This window comes from Agrobacterium genomosp. 13 str. CFBP 6927, from assembly GCA_900012615.1.
In the GTDB taxonomy this organism is placed as follows: Bacteria; Pseudomonadota; Alphaproteobacteria; order Rhizobiales; family Rhizobiaceae; genus Agrobacterium.
Genome location: LT009756.1, coordinates 2391092 through 2404133 on the forward strand (window position 1 = coordinate 2391092; position 13042 = coordinate 2404133).

The 13042-nt window shown below is 59.0% G+C and carries 15 protein-coding genes; 7 read left to right on the forward strand and 8 right to left on the reverse strand.

Annotation, left to right across the window (positions count from 1 at the left end; translation table 11 throughout):
* Positions 1-55: 55 nt before the first annotated feature.
* Positions 56-592 (forward strand): AAA family ATPase, encoded by a 537-nt coding sequence (locus AGR13A_RS11915; RefSeq protein WP_080835768.1) that lies wholly within the window; start codon positions 56-58, stop codon positions 590-592.
* Positions 593-805: 213 nt separating this feature from the next.
* Here AGR13A_RS11915 and AGR13A_RS11920 read toward each other — a convergent pair whose 3' ends face one another.
* From AGR13A_RS11920 to AGR13A_RS11945, 6 genes are all read right to left on the reverse strand, one after another.
* The gene (locus tag AGR13A_RS11920) at positions 806-1924 is read right to left on the reverse strand and encodes a branched-chain amino acid ABC transporter substrate-binding protein (protein WP_003491769.1); all 1119 of its coding nucleotides are present in this window, start codon (positions 1922-1924) and stop codon (positions 806-808) included.
* Positions 1925-2043: 119 nt separating this feature from the next.
* Complete coding sequence (locus AGR13A_RS11925) at positions 2044-2397, reverse strand: DUF6867 family protein (protein ID WP_003491771.1); 354 nt, start codon at positions 2395-2397, stop codon at positions 2044-2046.
* A 168-nt stretch (positions 2398-2565) separates the two neighbouring features.
* Positions 2566-3294: an ABC transporter ATP-binding protein gene (locus AGR13A_RS11930; protein ID WP_003491772.1), complete on the reverse strand. Its 729-nt coding sequence runs from the start codon at positions 3292-3294 to the stop codon at positions 2566-2568.
* A complete protein-coding gene (locus AGR13A_RS11935) occupies positions 3294-4160 on the reverse strand; it encodes an ABC transporter ATP-binding protein (protein ID WP_035219958.1) in 867 nt (288 codons plus the stop codon). Before AGR13A_RS11935 ends, AGR13A_RS11930 begins: the two co-directional genes overlap by 1 nt.
* On the reverse strand, positions 4160-5557 hold the full coding sequence (livM, locus tag AGR13A_RS11940; protein WP_035219956.1) for a high-affinity branched-chain amino acid ABC transporter permease LivM: 1398 nt from the start codon (positions 5555-5557) through the stop codon (positions 4160-4162). Before livM ends, AGR13A_RS11935 begins: the two co-directional genes overlap by 1 nt.
* 4 nt (positions 5558-5561) lie before the next feature.
* Positions 5562-6464, reverse strand: a complete 903-nt coding sequence (locus AGR13A_RS11945; protein WP_035219954.1) for a branched-chain amino acid ABC transporter permease — start codon at positions 6462-6464, stop codon at positions 5562-5564.
* Positions 6465-6807: 343 nt separating this feature from the next.
* Here AGR13A_RS11945 and cysQ point away from each other — a divergent pair, with 343 nt between their 5' ends.
* The 4 genes from cysQ to AGR13A_RS11965 all read left to right on the forward strand — a co-directional run bounded on the left by cysQ (position 6808) and on the right by AGR13A_RS11965 (position 10036).
* Positions 6808-7584 carry a 3'(2'),5'-bisphosphate nucleotidase CysQ gene (gene cysQ, locus AGR13A_RS11950; protein WP_080835771.1) on the forward strand — a complete coding sequence of 259 codons (777 nt, stop codon included), beginning with the start codon at positions 6808-6810 and terminating at the stop codon, positions 7582-7584.
* 417 nt (positions 7585-8001) lie between these two features.
* A complete protein-coding gene (locus tag AGR13A_RS11955) occupies positions 8002-9045 on the forward strand; it encodes a DUF2793 domain-containing protein (RefSeq protein WP_080835774.1) in 1044 nt (347 codons plus the stop codon).
* 191 nt (positions 9046-9236) lie between these two features.
* A complete protein-coding gene (sciP, locus tag AGR13A_RS11960; protein WP_003491799.1) occupies positions 9237-9512 on the forward strand; it encodes a CtrA inhibitor SciP in 276 nt (91 codons plus the stop codon).
* 242 nt (positions 9513-9754) lie between these two features.
* The gene (locus tag AGR13A_RS11965; RefSeq protein WP_003491801.1) at positions 9755-10036 is read left to right on the forward strand and encodes a GNAT family N-acetyltransferase; all 282 of its coding nucleotides are present in this window, start codon (positions 9755-9757) and stop codon (positions 10034-10036) included.
* 249 nt (positions 10037-10285) lie between these two features.
* Here the strand turns inward: AGR13A_RS11965 and AGR13A_RS11970 are convergent, their stop codons facing one another.
* Positions 10286-10489 carry a DUF1059 domain-containing protein gene (locus AGR13A_RS11970; RefSeq protein ID WP_167377482.1) on the reverse strand — a complete coding sequence of 68 codons (204 nt, stop codon included), beginning with the start codon at positions 10487-10489 and terminating at the stop codon, positions 10286-10288.
* Between the two features lie 318 nt (positions 10490-10807).
* On the reverse strand, positions 10808-11158 hold the full coding sequence (locus AGR13A_RS11975) for a flagellar export protein FliJ (RefSeq protein WP_003491821.1): 351 nt from the start codon (positions 11156-11158) through the stop codon (positions 10808-10810).
* A gap of 481 nt (positions 11159-11639) precedes the next feature.
* Here AGR13A_RS11975 and ctrA point away from each other — a divergent pair, with 481 nt between their 5' ends.
* Together ctrA and AGR13A_RS11985 are read left to right on the forward strand one after the other, a co-directional pair.
* A complete protein-coding gene (ctrA, locus tag AGR13A_RS11980) occupies positions 11640-12344 on the forward strand; it encodes a response regulator transcription factor CtrA (protein WP_003522926.1) in 705 nt (234 codons plus the stop codon).
* 138 nt (positions 12345-12482) lie between these two features.
* Complete coding sequence (locus tag AGR13A_RS11985) at positions 12483-12998, forward strand: GNAT family N-acetyltransferase (RefSeq protein WP_080835778.1); 516 nt, start codon at positions 12483-12485, stop codon at positions 12996-12998.
* Positions 12999-13042: the final 44 nt, after the last annotated feature.

Below are 13042 nucleotides of genomic sequence, written 5' to 3' on the forward strand. Positions count from 1 at the left end.
CCGCAACCCATTCCCTCAAACATACCCCGCATCCCCCAACAAGGAGGACGTTCCCATGGACCGTTTCATCATCCTTTCCGGCTGCTCCGGCGGCGGAAAATCCACGCTTCTCGCCGAGCTTACCCGACGCGGTTTCGCCACCGTGGAAGAGCCCGGCCGCCGCATCGTCATCGAAGAAACCCGCAATGGCGGCACGGCCCTGCCGTGGATCGACATCGAAGCCTTCGCCCGCCGCGCCATCGCCATGGCACTCGAAGACCGGCAAAAGACCCCGCCGGACGGCCTCGTCTTTTTCGATCGCGGCCTGATCGACGCCGCCTCGGCACTTCGCCATGTCAGCGGTGACAGCTTTATCGATACGCTGCAAAACACGCACCGCTATAACCGGCTGGTTTTCCTCACCCCACCCTGGCCGGAGATTTACCGGGGAGACAGCGAGCGCAAACACGGTTTGGATGCGGCGGTGGAGGAGTATGAACGCCTGCTGCGTAATTACGCCCGGCTGGATTATGAGACTGTGGTGCTGCCGAAAGCTCCGGTTTCGGAGCGCGCCGATGTCGTGCTGGCGAGGGCCGCGGAGAAAGCGGGCTGAAGGCGTATCCCGAGTGTATTTTGCCTGCCAACACAACCCACACTCGACGTCATCCTCGGGCTCGACCCGAGGATCCATTCCTCGCGCGGCGGTGGATCCTCGGGTCAAGCCCGAGGATGACAAAACCATAAAGGTGTCAGCAGGTCACTTGACCCTAAAAACAAAAAGCCCGGCATCGCTGCCGGGCTTCGATAGGCAATTATCCAGTAAGACTCACGTCCCCTGCTGGAAGTAGCTGAACTTGCCGTCCGGGCCCTTCTTCCACTCGTACATGACGTAACCGGGAAGCTTCGGGTCGCCCTTCTCGTCGAAGGAGATGTCGCCGAGCGCGGTCGGGAAGGTGCCCTTCTTCAGAGCTTCAGCAACCTTTTCCGGCTCAACCGAACCGGCAGCCTTGGCAGCGCCGGCAATAGCCTGCAGGGCGGCGTAGGAGTAGAGGGTGTAGGCTTCCGGGTTGAAGCCGGCGGCCTTGAACTTCTCTACCAGTTCCTTGTTTTCAGGACGCAGGGTCGGATCGGGACCGAAGGTGTTGAGCGTGCCTTCGACAGCGTCGCCGGCGATGGAGGCGAGTTCGTTCGAGACGATGCCGTCACCCGAGATGAGCTTTGCCTTCAGGCCCTGATCGGCCGCCTGGCGGATGATCAGACCGGCTTCCGTGTGCAGGCCGCCCCAATAGATAACCGTGACGCCGGCTTCCTTCATCTTGGAGATCAGCGCGGAGAAGTCCTTGTCGCCGACATTGACGCCTTCATACATGGCTTCCGTCAGGCCAGCCGCATTGGCTGCCTTCTTGGTTTCATCGGCAAGGCCCTGACCATAGGGGGTCTTGTCGTGAATGATGGCGATCTTGGCGTCCTTGTAGTGGTCGGCCAGATACTTGCCGGCGATGCCGCCCTGCTGGTCGTCACGACCGCAGGTGCGGAACGTGTTCCACAGGCCGCGCTCGGTGAAAACAGGGTTGGTCGCGGCAGGCGTTACTTCGAGAATGCCGTTTTCGGCATAAACTTCGGAAGCAGGAATGGAAACGCCGGAGTTGAAGTGGCCGACGACGAATTTCACGCCATCAGCAACGAATTTGTTGGCAACCGAGATACCCTGCTTGGGGTCGGAAACGTCATCGCCCAGCACGATCTTGATCTGTTCGCCGTTGATACCGCCGGCAGCGTTGATGTCTTTCGCAGCCTGCTCGGCACCCTTCTGAAGCTGAGCACCGAAAGCAGCGTTCGGGCCGGTCAGCGGGCCGCCGACAGCGATCAGGACATCGGCCCAGGCCGAACCGCTGAAGGCGACCATGGCGGTCAGCGCAACGGCGGAAAGAAGAGACTTCTTCATTACTTTACTCCCAGTTCCTTTGGATGGGTTGGTTACTAGGGCCTGTTCAGTACCCACCTTCACTGAACAGGAAACTGTTCCACTCTGACGAGCATTGTGCAGCCGGACGAATCCGACTGTCAATCCTTCTTCTTATAGGAGAATGCCGACGTGCGATCGTAAAGCCAATAGTAGTTATTGACCATCTGGTTCGTCCGGCGCATGCGGAAACCGATGCTGGAAAAGACCAGAAGAAGAACGACGTCAAACACATAGTAAAAACCGTTTATGAACGGTCCGTTGAAGAGCGCGTGATGCAGAAACCGCATGACGAGCCCCAATGCCAGCGTGTAGATGACCACACGTGGGTAACCACCCCAGCCATCGGCGACGGATTTTCCCGCGCGCCAGGCGGTCCAGAAACCCAGAAGAACAACCAATGCGCGCAGAATATAACGCACGCCGCTATCGGTCTCGAAAAAAAGGCCCTGCATCTCTTTCCCCATCAGTGCCGGGCGCGATGCGCCAGCCCTGCCTTGTCTGTCGTCCCGCCGTTTTCCCGGAGGGCATTTTATTGTTTACATCCCGCCGTTTGCCCGAAGGCCCGGCGGGATGCCGTTTGCAATCTTGCGCCGCAAAATTTTCGGCGCAAGTAAAATCTTTCAGTGCCGGCCGCCTTCCAGATAGGCGGCGCGTACCTGCGGATCGGCCAGCAGCTCCCTGCCCGAACCGCTCATCGTCACCTTGCCGTTGACCATCACATAGGCGCGGTCGGAAAGCTTGAGCGCGGCAAAGGCGTTCTGCTCCACGAGGAAGACCGTCAGCCCCTCCTCCTGGTTGAGTTTTTTGATCGCTTCGAAGATGCCCTTGACGATCAGCGGTGCGAGACCCAGCGACGGTTCGTCGAGAAGCAGAAGCTTCGGCCTTGCCATCAGCGCGCGGCCGATGGAGAGCATCTGCTGCTCGCCGCCGGAAAGCGTGCCGCCGCGCTGGCTCTGGCGCTCTTTCAGCCGCGGGAACATGACGAAGATTTTTTCGACGTCCTCTTTGAAATATTTGAGATTGTCGAGATTGGCGCCCATCTGCAGGTTTTCCAGCACCGTCATGCGCGGGAAAATCCGGCGGCCTTCAGGTGACTGGGCAATGCGTTTGCGGGCGATCAGATGGGTGGGCAGACGGGTAATATCCTCACCGTCGAAAGTCACCTGGCCGACACGCGCCTGCGGGCTGCCGCAGATGGTCATCATCAGCGTCGACTTGCCGGCGCCATTGGCGCCGATCAGGCTGACGATCTCACCCTTGTTGACTTCGACATCGACACCCGCCAGAGCGCGGATATTGCCATAATAGGTTTCGACACCCTGAACTTTAAGAAGCGGTTCACCAGACATCAGGCCGCTCCTCCGTCGAGTTCTTCCGCAATCACGTCTTCCACTTCATCATCCTCGACACCCAGATAGGCGGCGATGACCTTGGGGTCGTTCTTCACATGGTCAGGCGAACCGTCGGAAATCTTCTGGCCATATTCGAGAACCACGACATGGTCCGAAATCTGCATCACCACCGACATGTCGTGCTCGATCAGAAGCAGAGACGTCCCCTCGTCGCGGATACCGCGCAGCAGCGCGTTGAGGGCCAGCGATTCCTTCGGGTTGAGACCCGCCGCCGGTTCATCGAGGCAGAGGAGTTCCGGCCCCGTGCACATGGCGCGGGCGATTTCCAGACGGCGCTGCGCGCCATAGGGCAGATCGCCGGCCGGATCATCGGCCCGGTCGGTCAGATCGGCCTTGTCCAGCCAGTATTTGGCTTTCTCGATCGAGTTGTTGACCGCCTTTTTGTAGGCCGGCAGGCCAAGAAGGCCGAGAATGGTGTAACCCGACGCCTTCATCAGCGCATTGTGCTGCGCCACGAGCAGGTTTTCCAGAACCGTCAGACCCGAGAACAGGCGGATGTTCTGGAAGGTGCGCGCCACCTTCGCCTTCTTGGTGATTTCGAAATCCGGCAGCCGCTCCAGAAGATGCGCCTCGCCATTTTGCTGACGCATGGTGATCATGCCCATCGTCGGCTTGTAGAAGCCGGTGATGCAGTTGAAAACCGTGGTCTTTCCCGCACCGTTCGGGCCGATAAGCGCCGTGATCTCTCCGCGCTTCGCCTCGAAGGAGAAGTCGTTGATGGCCATCAGGCCGCCGAAGCGCATCGAGAGATGTTCGACCTTGAGGATCGTATCATTTGCCATTGTTGTCGTTCCGGAAGCCATCAACCGTGACCTTCCTTGGTAAAGCTGCCGGAGACGGCCTTGCGTTCTTTGAGGAAGGCCGTGGGTTCACGCGAGCCGACGAAACCGCGCGGCTTGAACAGCATGACGATGACCATGGCGAGACCGAACAGCAGCATGCGGTAAAGTTCCGGCGTGAAATCGGGCCCGAAGACATGCTTCAGGAATTCCATTTCACGCAGCGCCTCGGTGCCGCCGACCATGACCAGCGCCGCAATGGCGATGCCGGTGAGCGACCCCATGCCGCCGAGAACGACGATGGCGAGGATGACGGCCGATTCCAGGAAGACGAAGCTTTCCGGTGACACGAAACCCTGACGCGCGGCGAAGAACGAGCCGGCGAAACCGCCGAACATGGCGCCCGTCGCAAAGGCGGTGAGCTTGGTGATGACGGTATCGATACCGAGCGAACGGCAGGCGATTTCGTCCTCACGCAGCGCCTCCCAGGCGCGGCCGATCGGCATGCGGCGCAGCTTGATGGTGACATAAGCCGTCAGCATGCAAAGAAGCAGGATCACGTAGAACAGGAAGATCTTGTAATAGGCGGACGACATCGACAGGCCGAAGGCCTTGGCGAAATTGTTCGACGCGCCGACATCGAAGGACCAGATGCCGAAGACGGACGCCTTGGCGATGCCGGAAATGCCGAAGGTGCCCTTGGTCACTTCCGTCCAGTTGAGCAAGACAAGGCGGATGATCTCACCGAAGGCGAGCGTGACGATCGCCAGATAGTCGCCGCGAAGCCGCAGGACCGGGAAACCGAGAATGATGCCCCAGAAACCCGCAAGAATGCCGGCAACCGGCAAAAGCACCCAGAAGGACAGGCCGAAATGGCTTGAGAGCAGCGCATAGGAATAGGCGCCGACGGCATAGAAGGCCACGTAACCGAGATCGAGCAGGCCGGCGAGGCCGACGACGATATTAAGACCCCAGGCCAGCATCACGTAGATCAGGATCTGGATGCCGAAATTGTCGACGAATTTCAGCGAACCCTGAAAGCCGAACAATTGCACGGCGATCACGGGATAAAGCAACAGCAGAACCAGCGCCAGCTTCAGGAAGTGCTTGTGGAAAAAGCCTTTTTCCTCGGAAATTTCCAGAATGCCGCTTTTGGCCTTGGCAAGCTTGCGGCGGTCCAGTGACGGCTTGATGAAGCCCACCATCAGGAAACGGCCGACGGCGGCAACGCCCACGAAGACCGCCAGCAGGCCCCAGCGGGTGCCCCAGATGAGCTGGTTGTTGATGTCCTGATAGGTGACGATGCCGACGTAGAGAATGAACATGCCGAGCGAGACGATGCCCGCAAAGATGCCTTCCTTCACCGCCGTTGCCATCAGGCTCGGGTTGGAAGTGTCGTGTTCGGAAGCGATATTGGTCATGGTTTCACACCTTCTCGACTTCCGGACGACCGAGAATGCCGGTCGGCTTGAAGATCAGCACGAAAGCCAGGATGCCGAATGCCGCGACGTCCTTGTAGGCGATGGAGAAATAGGCCGACCAGAGCGACTCGATGAGGCCGATCAGCAGACCGCCGAGAACAGCGCCCGGAAGCGAGCCGATGCCGCCGAGAACGGCCGCCGTGAACGCCTTGACGCCCGGAATGAAGCCGTCATTGAACGAGGCGACGCCGTAATACATCAGATACATCGTGCCTGCGACCGAAGCGAGCGCCGCACCCATGATGAAGGTGATGGAGATCGTCTTGTCGACATCAACGCCCAGAAGCGCCGCCATCTTGCGGTCCTGTTCGGTGGCGCGCTGCGCCCGCCCGAGCGGTGTCTTGTTGACGATGTACCAGAAGGCGAAGAGCAGCACGGATGTCACCACCATGATGATGAGCTGCTTCAGCGAAACGGTGATCGCACCGAGATGGTAGCTTTCCGTCACCAGCGACGGGATCGGCTTGTTGCGCGGACCCTGCGTGACCTGGATGAAGTTGGACAGCGCGATCGACATGCCGATGGCGGTGATCAGCGGTGCCAGGCGGAACGAGCCGCGCAGCGGCCGGTAGGCGACGCGCTCGATGACCCAGTTCCACAATCCGGTCATCAGCATGGCGATGACCATCATCAAAAGCAGAAGAAGCGCCACCGGAATGCCGGCGACAAAAGATGTCACGACCAGAAAAACAATCAGCGCGGCGAAACCGCCAAGCATGAAAATATCGCCATGGGCGAAGTTGATCATGCCGATGATGCCGTAGACCATCGTATAGCCAATTGCGATGAGGCCGTAGATCGATCCAAGAGTCAGCCCGTTGATGAGCTGCTGGATAAAATACTCCATGTCTTTCCCCTGGGCATGACCTCTGATGAGCCACGCCTCGTTATGTTAATTATAGGGGAGCCCTCGCAAGCTTACCCCCAACACCAAAATGCATATCGTGTTCGTTAAAAATGTGAAGTCAAAAACGGGCGATCCTGCACAAAATTTGGAATTTCCACACCAGTTGCCCGTTTCCCGATCAAAAGAGCCATGATTTCGGCAGGAAGTGCTAAAAAAATAGCGACTGAATGCCTATTTTAGCCCTGTCGGCCGCCATTGTTTGACGGATGACGGCCAAAGGAGTAGCCAGGTTGTATAGCAAGGTCCCGCCACGGGGTGGCGATGGGATGGCAACGGCAAAGAGATGATCGACATATTGACGAAAGCGGCGCTGGACGCCGGGCAGGCGATCATGGCGGTCCATCGCGCCGGCCCGAACGTGTCCTATAAGGATGACTGCTCGCCGGTAACTGAGGCCGACCAGCGCGCCGAGACGATCATTCTTCAGGCGCTGGCCGCCAATTTTCCCGAAATTCCCGTTGTCGCCGAAGAGGCGGTCTCGAACGGCATCCTGCCGGAAACGGGCAAGGAATTTTTTCTGGTCGACCCGCTGGATGGAACCAAGGAATTCATTTCCGGCAAAGACGATTTCACCGTCAATATCGCCCTGATCAGAAACGGTGTTCCGGTCGCAGGCGTGGTTTACGCCCCCTGCCGCGGCCAGGCATGGACCGGCAAGGACGACAGCGCTGAAAAACTCGCAATATCAGGCGAAGGCGCGATCCTGGCGCGCCATCCCATCCGGGCCCGCCAGCGCGGCGCATCGCCCGTGGCGCTGATCAGCCGCTCGCACTGTACGGCAAAAACGGAAGCCTTCGTCGCCGAACACGGGCTGAAAGACTGCATTTCCGTCGGCTCCTCGCTGAAATTCTGCATGCTGGCGGAAGGCGCGGCCGATATCTATCCCCGCTTCAGCCGCACCATGATGTGGGATACGGCCGCCGGCGATGCCGTGCTGCGCGCCGCCGGCGGCAGAACGCTGGATTGCGACGGCCAGCCGCTTGCCTATGAGGTGAGAGGCGACGGCGAGGATGCGCTGGCCAATCCGGATTTCATCGCCGAAGGGGCGATGGCGGGGTAACCCCGAGAATACTTCATCTCTGGGAACTACCGCGACGCGCGGTATCAGATTTCTGTTTTGGTAAGCTTCGCGTATGCGGCTTCACCCCCCTCTGCCCTGCCGGGCATCTCCCCCTCAAGGGGGGAGATCGACCCGAGGTTGGGTTTCGACCATCTTCAAGGTTGAGATAGAAGCGGCGATAGTGCGTCTTGCCGATCTCCCCCCTTGAGGGGGAGATGCCCGGCAGGGCAGAGGGGGGTGAAGCCGCATACGCGAAGCCAGGACGCAGCCTCTCCTGCTTGCCGAAAAATGCCGTTTCCCGCAAACACAGAAACCACCCCAACCCCCATCAAACCGAAATAATCTCATCCCCGCTCATCCCCGCCCTGCCCCGCCGCATCAAAATCACGGCAGACGACACGAGCGCGGACAAACACCATGACGGAACAGACGGCGAGACTTCGGCTTCCCTACATCCTGCCCTCCCAGGCGCAGAAACACGTGACCCATAATGAGGCGCTGCAACGGCTGGATGCGATCGTCCAGCTGGTCGTCAGGGGCGTGGTCGCCGCACCGCCCGAAACCGCGCCGGAGGGAAGCTGCTTCCTGCTGTCCCCGGACGCCACGGGAGACTGGGCGGGCAAGGGCGGAAGGCTCGCCTTCCGGCAGGATGGCGCGTGGCTCTCGATAATGCCGCAGCCCGGCTGGACGGCATGGTTTATCGACGAGGGAAAATATCGTGTGTTGCGGGAGGGCGCATGGCAGGACATGCCGCTGCCCGCAACCGGCACGTTCCAAAGGCTGGGCATAGGCACCGAGGCCGATGCCAGCAACCGCCTGGCGCTCGCCGCCCCTGCCAGCCTTTTCACCCACGGCCAGGAGAATGGCAGCCATCGCATGGCGATCAACAAGGCAGCGAAAGCCGATACCGCATCGCTGCTGTTCCAGTCCGGCTGGAGCGGCCGGGCGGAAATGGGCCTTGCCGGCAGTGACGGCTTTGCAATCAAGACCAGCGCCGATGGCGCCACTTGGCATATAGCGCTTTCATGCAGCGCCGACGGCCGCGTCTCGCTGCCCAACCGGGCCGTGGTGCTGGCAGGACTGCCGGCGGGCACGACAAAACCGGCCAACGGCTCGGCAGCGGGTTTTTCCCTGCTCTTCATCGATGAGGGCGGTTTTGCGCTCGGCGACCCCGTTGGCACGGGCGGAGGAAGGGAACTGATCGTTCCTGCAAAGGGTCTTTATCTCGCCATTCTGTCGCTTGCCGTAGCCTCCTCCTCCGGCCACCGGGTCTCGCTGTCGGTCAACGGCGCGGCGGGCAATTGCAGCATTGCCGGAAACGCCTCCAGCGCCGGCGCTTCACAATCGGCCACCTTCATTCTTCCGCTCAATGCCGGCGACCGCCTGCGGCTGCAGCATGAGGGATCGGCGGAATTTACCCATGGCAGCGGAAAAACGTGCCTTTCGCTTGCGGCACTGTGAGGGAAACAACCGATGGACGATAAAAAATGCGATTTCTGGAAAAATTTTTCCCCCGCAAAATAAGGCGACTCGAACAAATCAGGCGAAACCGTTCAAATTCTTAATAAATTGTCTAGAGCTGCTTAGGCAATTTTTAAAGGTACGGGGCTAAAGTTCCCGTCATATGGTCTTGAGTTTGTATAGAGTGTCCAATGACCGAAATGATACGCCCACGAGTTAAATATGTCATCGGCCCCGATGGCAGCCCTCTGACGATTGCGGATCTTCCGCCTGCCAATACCCGTCGCTGGGTCATTCGCAGAAAGGCGGAGGTGGTTGCAGCGGTTCGCGGAGGACTTTTGAGCCTCGAGGAAGCCTGCGAGCGTTATACGCTTACTGTTGAAGAATTCCTGTCCTGGCAGTCCTCGATTGCCGATCATGGCCTTGCAGGCCTGCGCACTACGCGCATCCAGCAATATCGCCACTGATATTGCGTCCGCGCGGCAACGCGCCAAAGCCGAATTCTCAAAAACGCCCCGCCGGATTATCGACGGGGTTTTCGGTTTGATTTCGGATTTCTCCCCGCAAGGCCTGTCCTGCTTCGGTGAACCCCTCCTTCAGTAAAACCATTGTCGCCGGTTTGTGTCCGCTGCGTTCTCTTTCCCGCTGTTTCAATTCGGGCGCGAGCCGTTAGAGTGGAAACAACGAACGCAGCAAGGAGGCGAAAACCATGGACATTCTCAGCACCGAAACCGGATCGCACGGCGAATATTCGGCAACCGTCGAAGGCCACAAGGCCGAGATGACCTATTCCCGCACCTCCCCTTCGCTGATCATTATCGACCATACCGGCGTGCCCGATGCCCTGCGCGGCAAGGGCGTCGGCCAGGCGCTCGCGGCCCACGCCATCGACGAGGCCCGCAAGGGCGGCTGGAAAATCATTCCGCTCTGCCCGTTCTTCAAGGCCCAGACGCTACGCCATCCTGAATGGGCGGATGTTATCAATGGGTAAGGGCGCTTAATTCTGTAAAAGGGCAGAATATTCGCAAACGTCGCGGCATATTTCTTCTCCCCCAGGGGGAGAAGGTGGCCCGAAGGGTCGGATGAGGGGGCAACGTTGCCGAATCCCTCTACCCTCGCCCGCTCATCCCGCTGCCGCGGACTTCTCCCCGGCGGGGAGAAGAAGCAAGCGGCATACGCCCCGGTCTCTCGCAACCCCTTCACATCTTGCGTCATTCATAAGTACGCGTCGGTCCTCCCTTCACGCCACCTTCAGCGGCGGCATTCCGGCATGCATGCTCCTGCGGATTTCCTCGCGGAATTCAGCCGTGTCCTCGGCGCCGTGCACTGCCACGGCATGCTGAACGGCCGCTTCCATCAGCTCCTCCGGCGTATCGGCGGAGATGGCGATGGTGCATTTGCTGTCACTGGGGAATTCGCGGCAATCGATATATTGGCGAGCCATTTCTTCCTCCCTGCTGTTACCGCCCGTGCCCACCCGCGCGGGGATATTCGGGACGCGCGCGTAAAACCTCCGGTTCATGATCGGAACCCCGTTAAATTACGCCTTTCCCCCGTCCCGGACAATTGAAAACACCGAAATGCCCGCCCAGGGCCCCCGGCGAAAACCTGACCGGAAAAACCAGGTGCAGGAAAAACAAAAGGCCGCCTCAAAGGGCGGCCTTTTGTTAAAAAATGCATGGCGTCGCGTCATTGAAAGCCGCCTCCTGATCCACCGGCAGCCTTCAATGAGGACGATCGTTCAACGAATTTGCGCCGGTCGTCAGGCGCGGGCGCGGATCGCTCCGTCGCGGTTTTCCAGTGCCGCGGCCTTTTCATATTCGGCCTGCACCTCTTCCAGCGAAGCTTCGGCGGCTTCCTGCTGGGCCTTCAGCTCCCGGATCGAGACCTGAAGATTATCGGCCCGCTGGCGCGCGGCCTTGGCGAAGGTCGGATAGGCGAAATGCGTCGGATCGGTAATGCCCGACTTGCTCTCTTCCAGAGATATCTGATGCACCAGTTCCTTTGCCATCCGCTCGAACTCGGACATCATCTGCTGCAGCTGGTTAAGCTGCCGGCGTTTTTCATTAACCTGAAATTCCTTCAGGCGAACCAGGCTGTCACGCGACTTCATACGCAATACTCCATGGATAGCGAGACCCGGATCAAAAAGGCACTATGCCCCCCTGATCGGCCCGTTTAACCCGCCCGTTCAACCGGCCGGGTTAACCCGTTGTGCCGGAATGATTCCCAAAAGTTACCCGGCGTTAATAAAAAACCGCCGCCGTTAACCTTTCGTTTACGGGCATCGTTAATGATAAACACGATCATTTAAGGGTCGGTAAATGCCAGGTCCAAAAAAACGGGCCAGACGATGTAAGAGTCGATTGAATCACTTAGCGGGAAATCCTCACGTTAAGCTTCAATTTTGGCGATGGTGGATTCACGTGCAAAAACAGCGAAATGCCTACTTTGCTTAATAAATTCGATACACCTTGCCAAAGGCAATTAGAATTTGTTAACCATTTGGTGGCAGCCTGCAAATCAGGCAACGTCTGGATCCGCATCGCGCGAGGCAATGTTTTACCGGTTCGCGGGCGGCAAAGGGGATAATTATGCGGGTTCTACTTATTGAAGACGACAGCGCGACAGCGCAGAGCATTGAACTGATGCTCAAGTCGGAGAGCTTTAACGTCTACACGACCGACCTCGGTGAGGAAGGCGTGGACCTCGGCAAGCTCTATGATTACGACATTATTCTTCTCGATCTCAACCTGCCCGACATGTCGGGTTACGAGGTCCTGAGAACCTTGCGCCTTTCCAAGGTCAAGACGCCGATCCTCATTCTCTCCGGCATGGCCGGCATCGAGGACAAGGTTCGCGGTCTCGGCTTCGGCGCTGACGATTACATGACAAAGCCCTTCCACAAGGATGAGCTTGTTGCCCGCATTCACGCAATCGTCCGCCGTTCCAAGGGCCACGCGCAATCGGTCATCGCCACCGGCGAGCTGATCGTCAATCTCGATGCCAAGACGGTTGAAGTGGGCGGCCAGCGCGTTCACCTGACCGGCAAGGAATATCAGATGCTCGAGCTGCTTTCGCTGCGCAAGGGCACGACGCTGACCAAGGAAATGTTCCTGAACCACCTCTATGGCGGCATGGACGAACCGGAACTGAAGATCATCGACGTCTTCATCTGCAAGCTGCGCAAGAAGCTCGCAAATGCCGCAGGCGGCGCAAACTACATCGAAACCGTCTGGGGCCGCGGCTATGTTCTGCGCGAGCCGGATGGCGCCACGGAATTCCTTGAAACCGCCTGACCCCTCAAGGACAGGACAGTTTTTAAAAGACCCGCTGGCGACAGCGGGTTTTTTGTTGTGATTTCAAGGGAGAAGCGACAACGTCATCGGCATGTAATGACAAGGGCCTAGCTACGCTCCCAAAAAGGACGAAGGCACATGAACCACCCTATCCCCACGCTTAAGACTGAACGCCTGACATTGCGCCCATTGGTCATGGAAGACTTTCCCGCCTATCAGGACTTCATGGCGTCGCCGCGCTCCATTGGTGTCGGCGGGCCATATGACCTCTGGAAGACATGGGGCGTTTTCTGCCACGATCTGGCCAACTGGTACTTTTTCGGCCACGGCGCGCTGATGATCGATCGTGGTGACACGGGTGAATGCATCGGCCAGATCGGCATCAATCACGGCCCGCTCTTTCTCGAAAAGGAACTCGGCTGGCTGCTTTACGATGGCCACGAAGGGCGCGGTTATGCTGCGGAAGCCGCTGTGGCAATGCGTGACTGGGCCTTCGAGACCCTGAACCTGCCAACCCTCGTCAGCTACGTCTCGCCGCAAAACAGCAAATCAGCGGCTGTCGCCGAGCGCATCGGTGGCGCCCTCGATCCGTCGGCACCACGCTCCGACCCCGAAGACCTCGTTTATCGCTATCACCCGGCCAACGCCGCTTGAAAGATCGGGACGTCTCACGACCATCACGCCGCGTGGAGACGTCC

Excerpts from the sequence above, each read along its gene's own strand:
- AGR13A_RS11915 (WP_080835768.1), top strand. The coding sequence starts at position 56 with ATGGACCGTTTCATCATCCTTTCCGGCTGCTCCGGCGGCGGAAAATCC.
- AGR13A_RS11920 (WP_003491769.1), bottom strand. The coding sequence starts at position 1,924 with ATGAAGAAGTCTCTTCTTTCCGCCGTTGCGCTGACCGCCATGGTCGCC.
- AGR13A_RS11925 (WP_003491771.1), bottom strand. The coding sequence starts at position 2,397 with ATGCAGGGCCTTTTTTTCGAGACCGATAGCGGCGTGCGTTATATTCTG.
- AGR13A_RS11930 (WP_003491772.1), bottom strand. The coding sequence starts at position 3,294 with ATGTCTGGTGAACCGCTTCTTAAAGTTCAGGGTGTCGAAACCTATTAT.
- AGR13A_RS11935 (WP_035219958.1), bottom strand. The coding sequence starts at position 4,160 with ATGGCTTCCGGAACGACAACAATGGCAAATGATACGATCCTCAAGGTC.
- livM (WP_035219956.1), bottom strand. The coding sequence starts at position 5,557 with ATGACCAATATCGCTTCCGAACACGACACTTCCAACCCGAGCCTGATG.
- AGR13A_RS11945 (WP_035219954.1), bottom strand. The coding sequence starts at position 6,464 with ATGGAGTATTTTATCCAGCAGCTCATCAACGGGCTGACTCTTGGATCG.
- cysQ (WP_080835771.1), top strand. The coding sequence starts at position 6,808 with ATGATCGACATATTGACGAAAGCGGCGCTGGACGCCGGGCAGGCGATC.
- AGR13A_RS11955 (WP_080835774.1), top strand. The coding sequence starts at position 8,002 with ATGACGGAACAGACGGCGAGACTTCGGCTTCCCTACATCCTGCCCTCC.
- sciP (WP_003491799.1), top strand. The coding sequence starts at position 9,237 with ATGACCGAAATGATACGCCCACGAGTTAAATATGTCATCGGCCCCGAT.
- AGR13A_RS11965 (WP_003491801.1), top strand. The coding sequence starts at position 9,755 with ATGGACATTCTCAGCACCGAAACCGGATCGCACGGCGAATATTCGGCA.
- AGR13A_RS11970 (WP_167377482.1), bottom strand. The coding sequence starts at position 10,489 with ATGGCTCGCCAATATATCGATTGCCGCGAATTCCCCAGTGACAGCAAA.
- AGR13A_RS11975 (WP_003491821.1), bottom strand. The coding sequence starts at position 11,158 with ATGAAGTCGCGTGACAGCCTGGTTCGCCTGAAGGAATTTCAGGTTAAT.
- ctrA (WP_003522926.1), top strand. The coding sequence starts at position 11,640 with ATGCGGGTTCTACTTATTGAAGACGACAGCGCGACAGCGCAGAGCATT.
- AGR13A_RS11985 (WP_080835778.1), top strand. The coding sequence starts at position 12,483 with ATGAACCACCCTATCCCCACGCTTAAGACTGAACGCCTGACATTGCGC.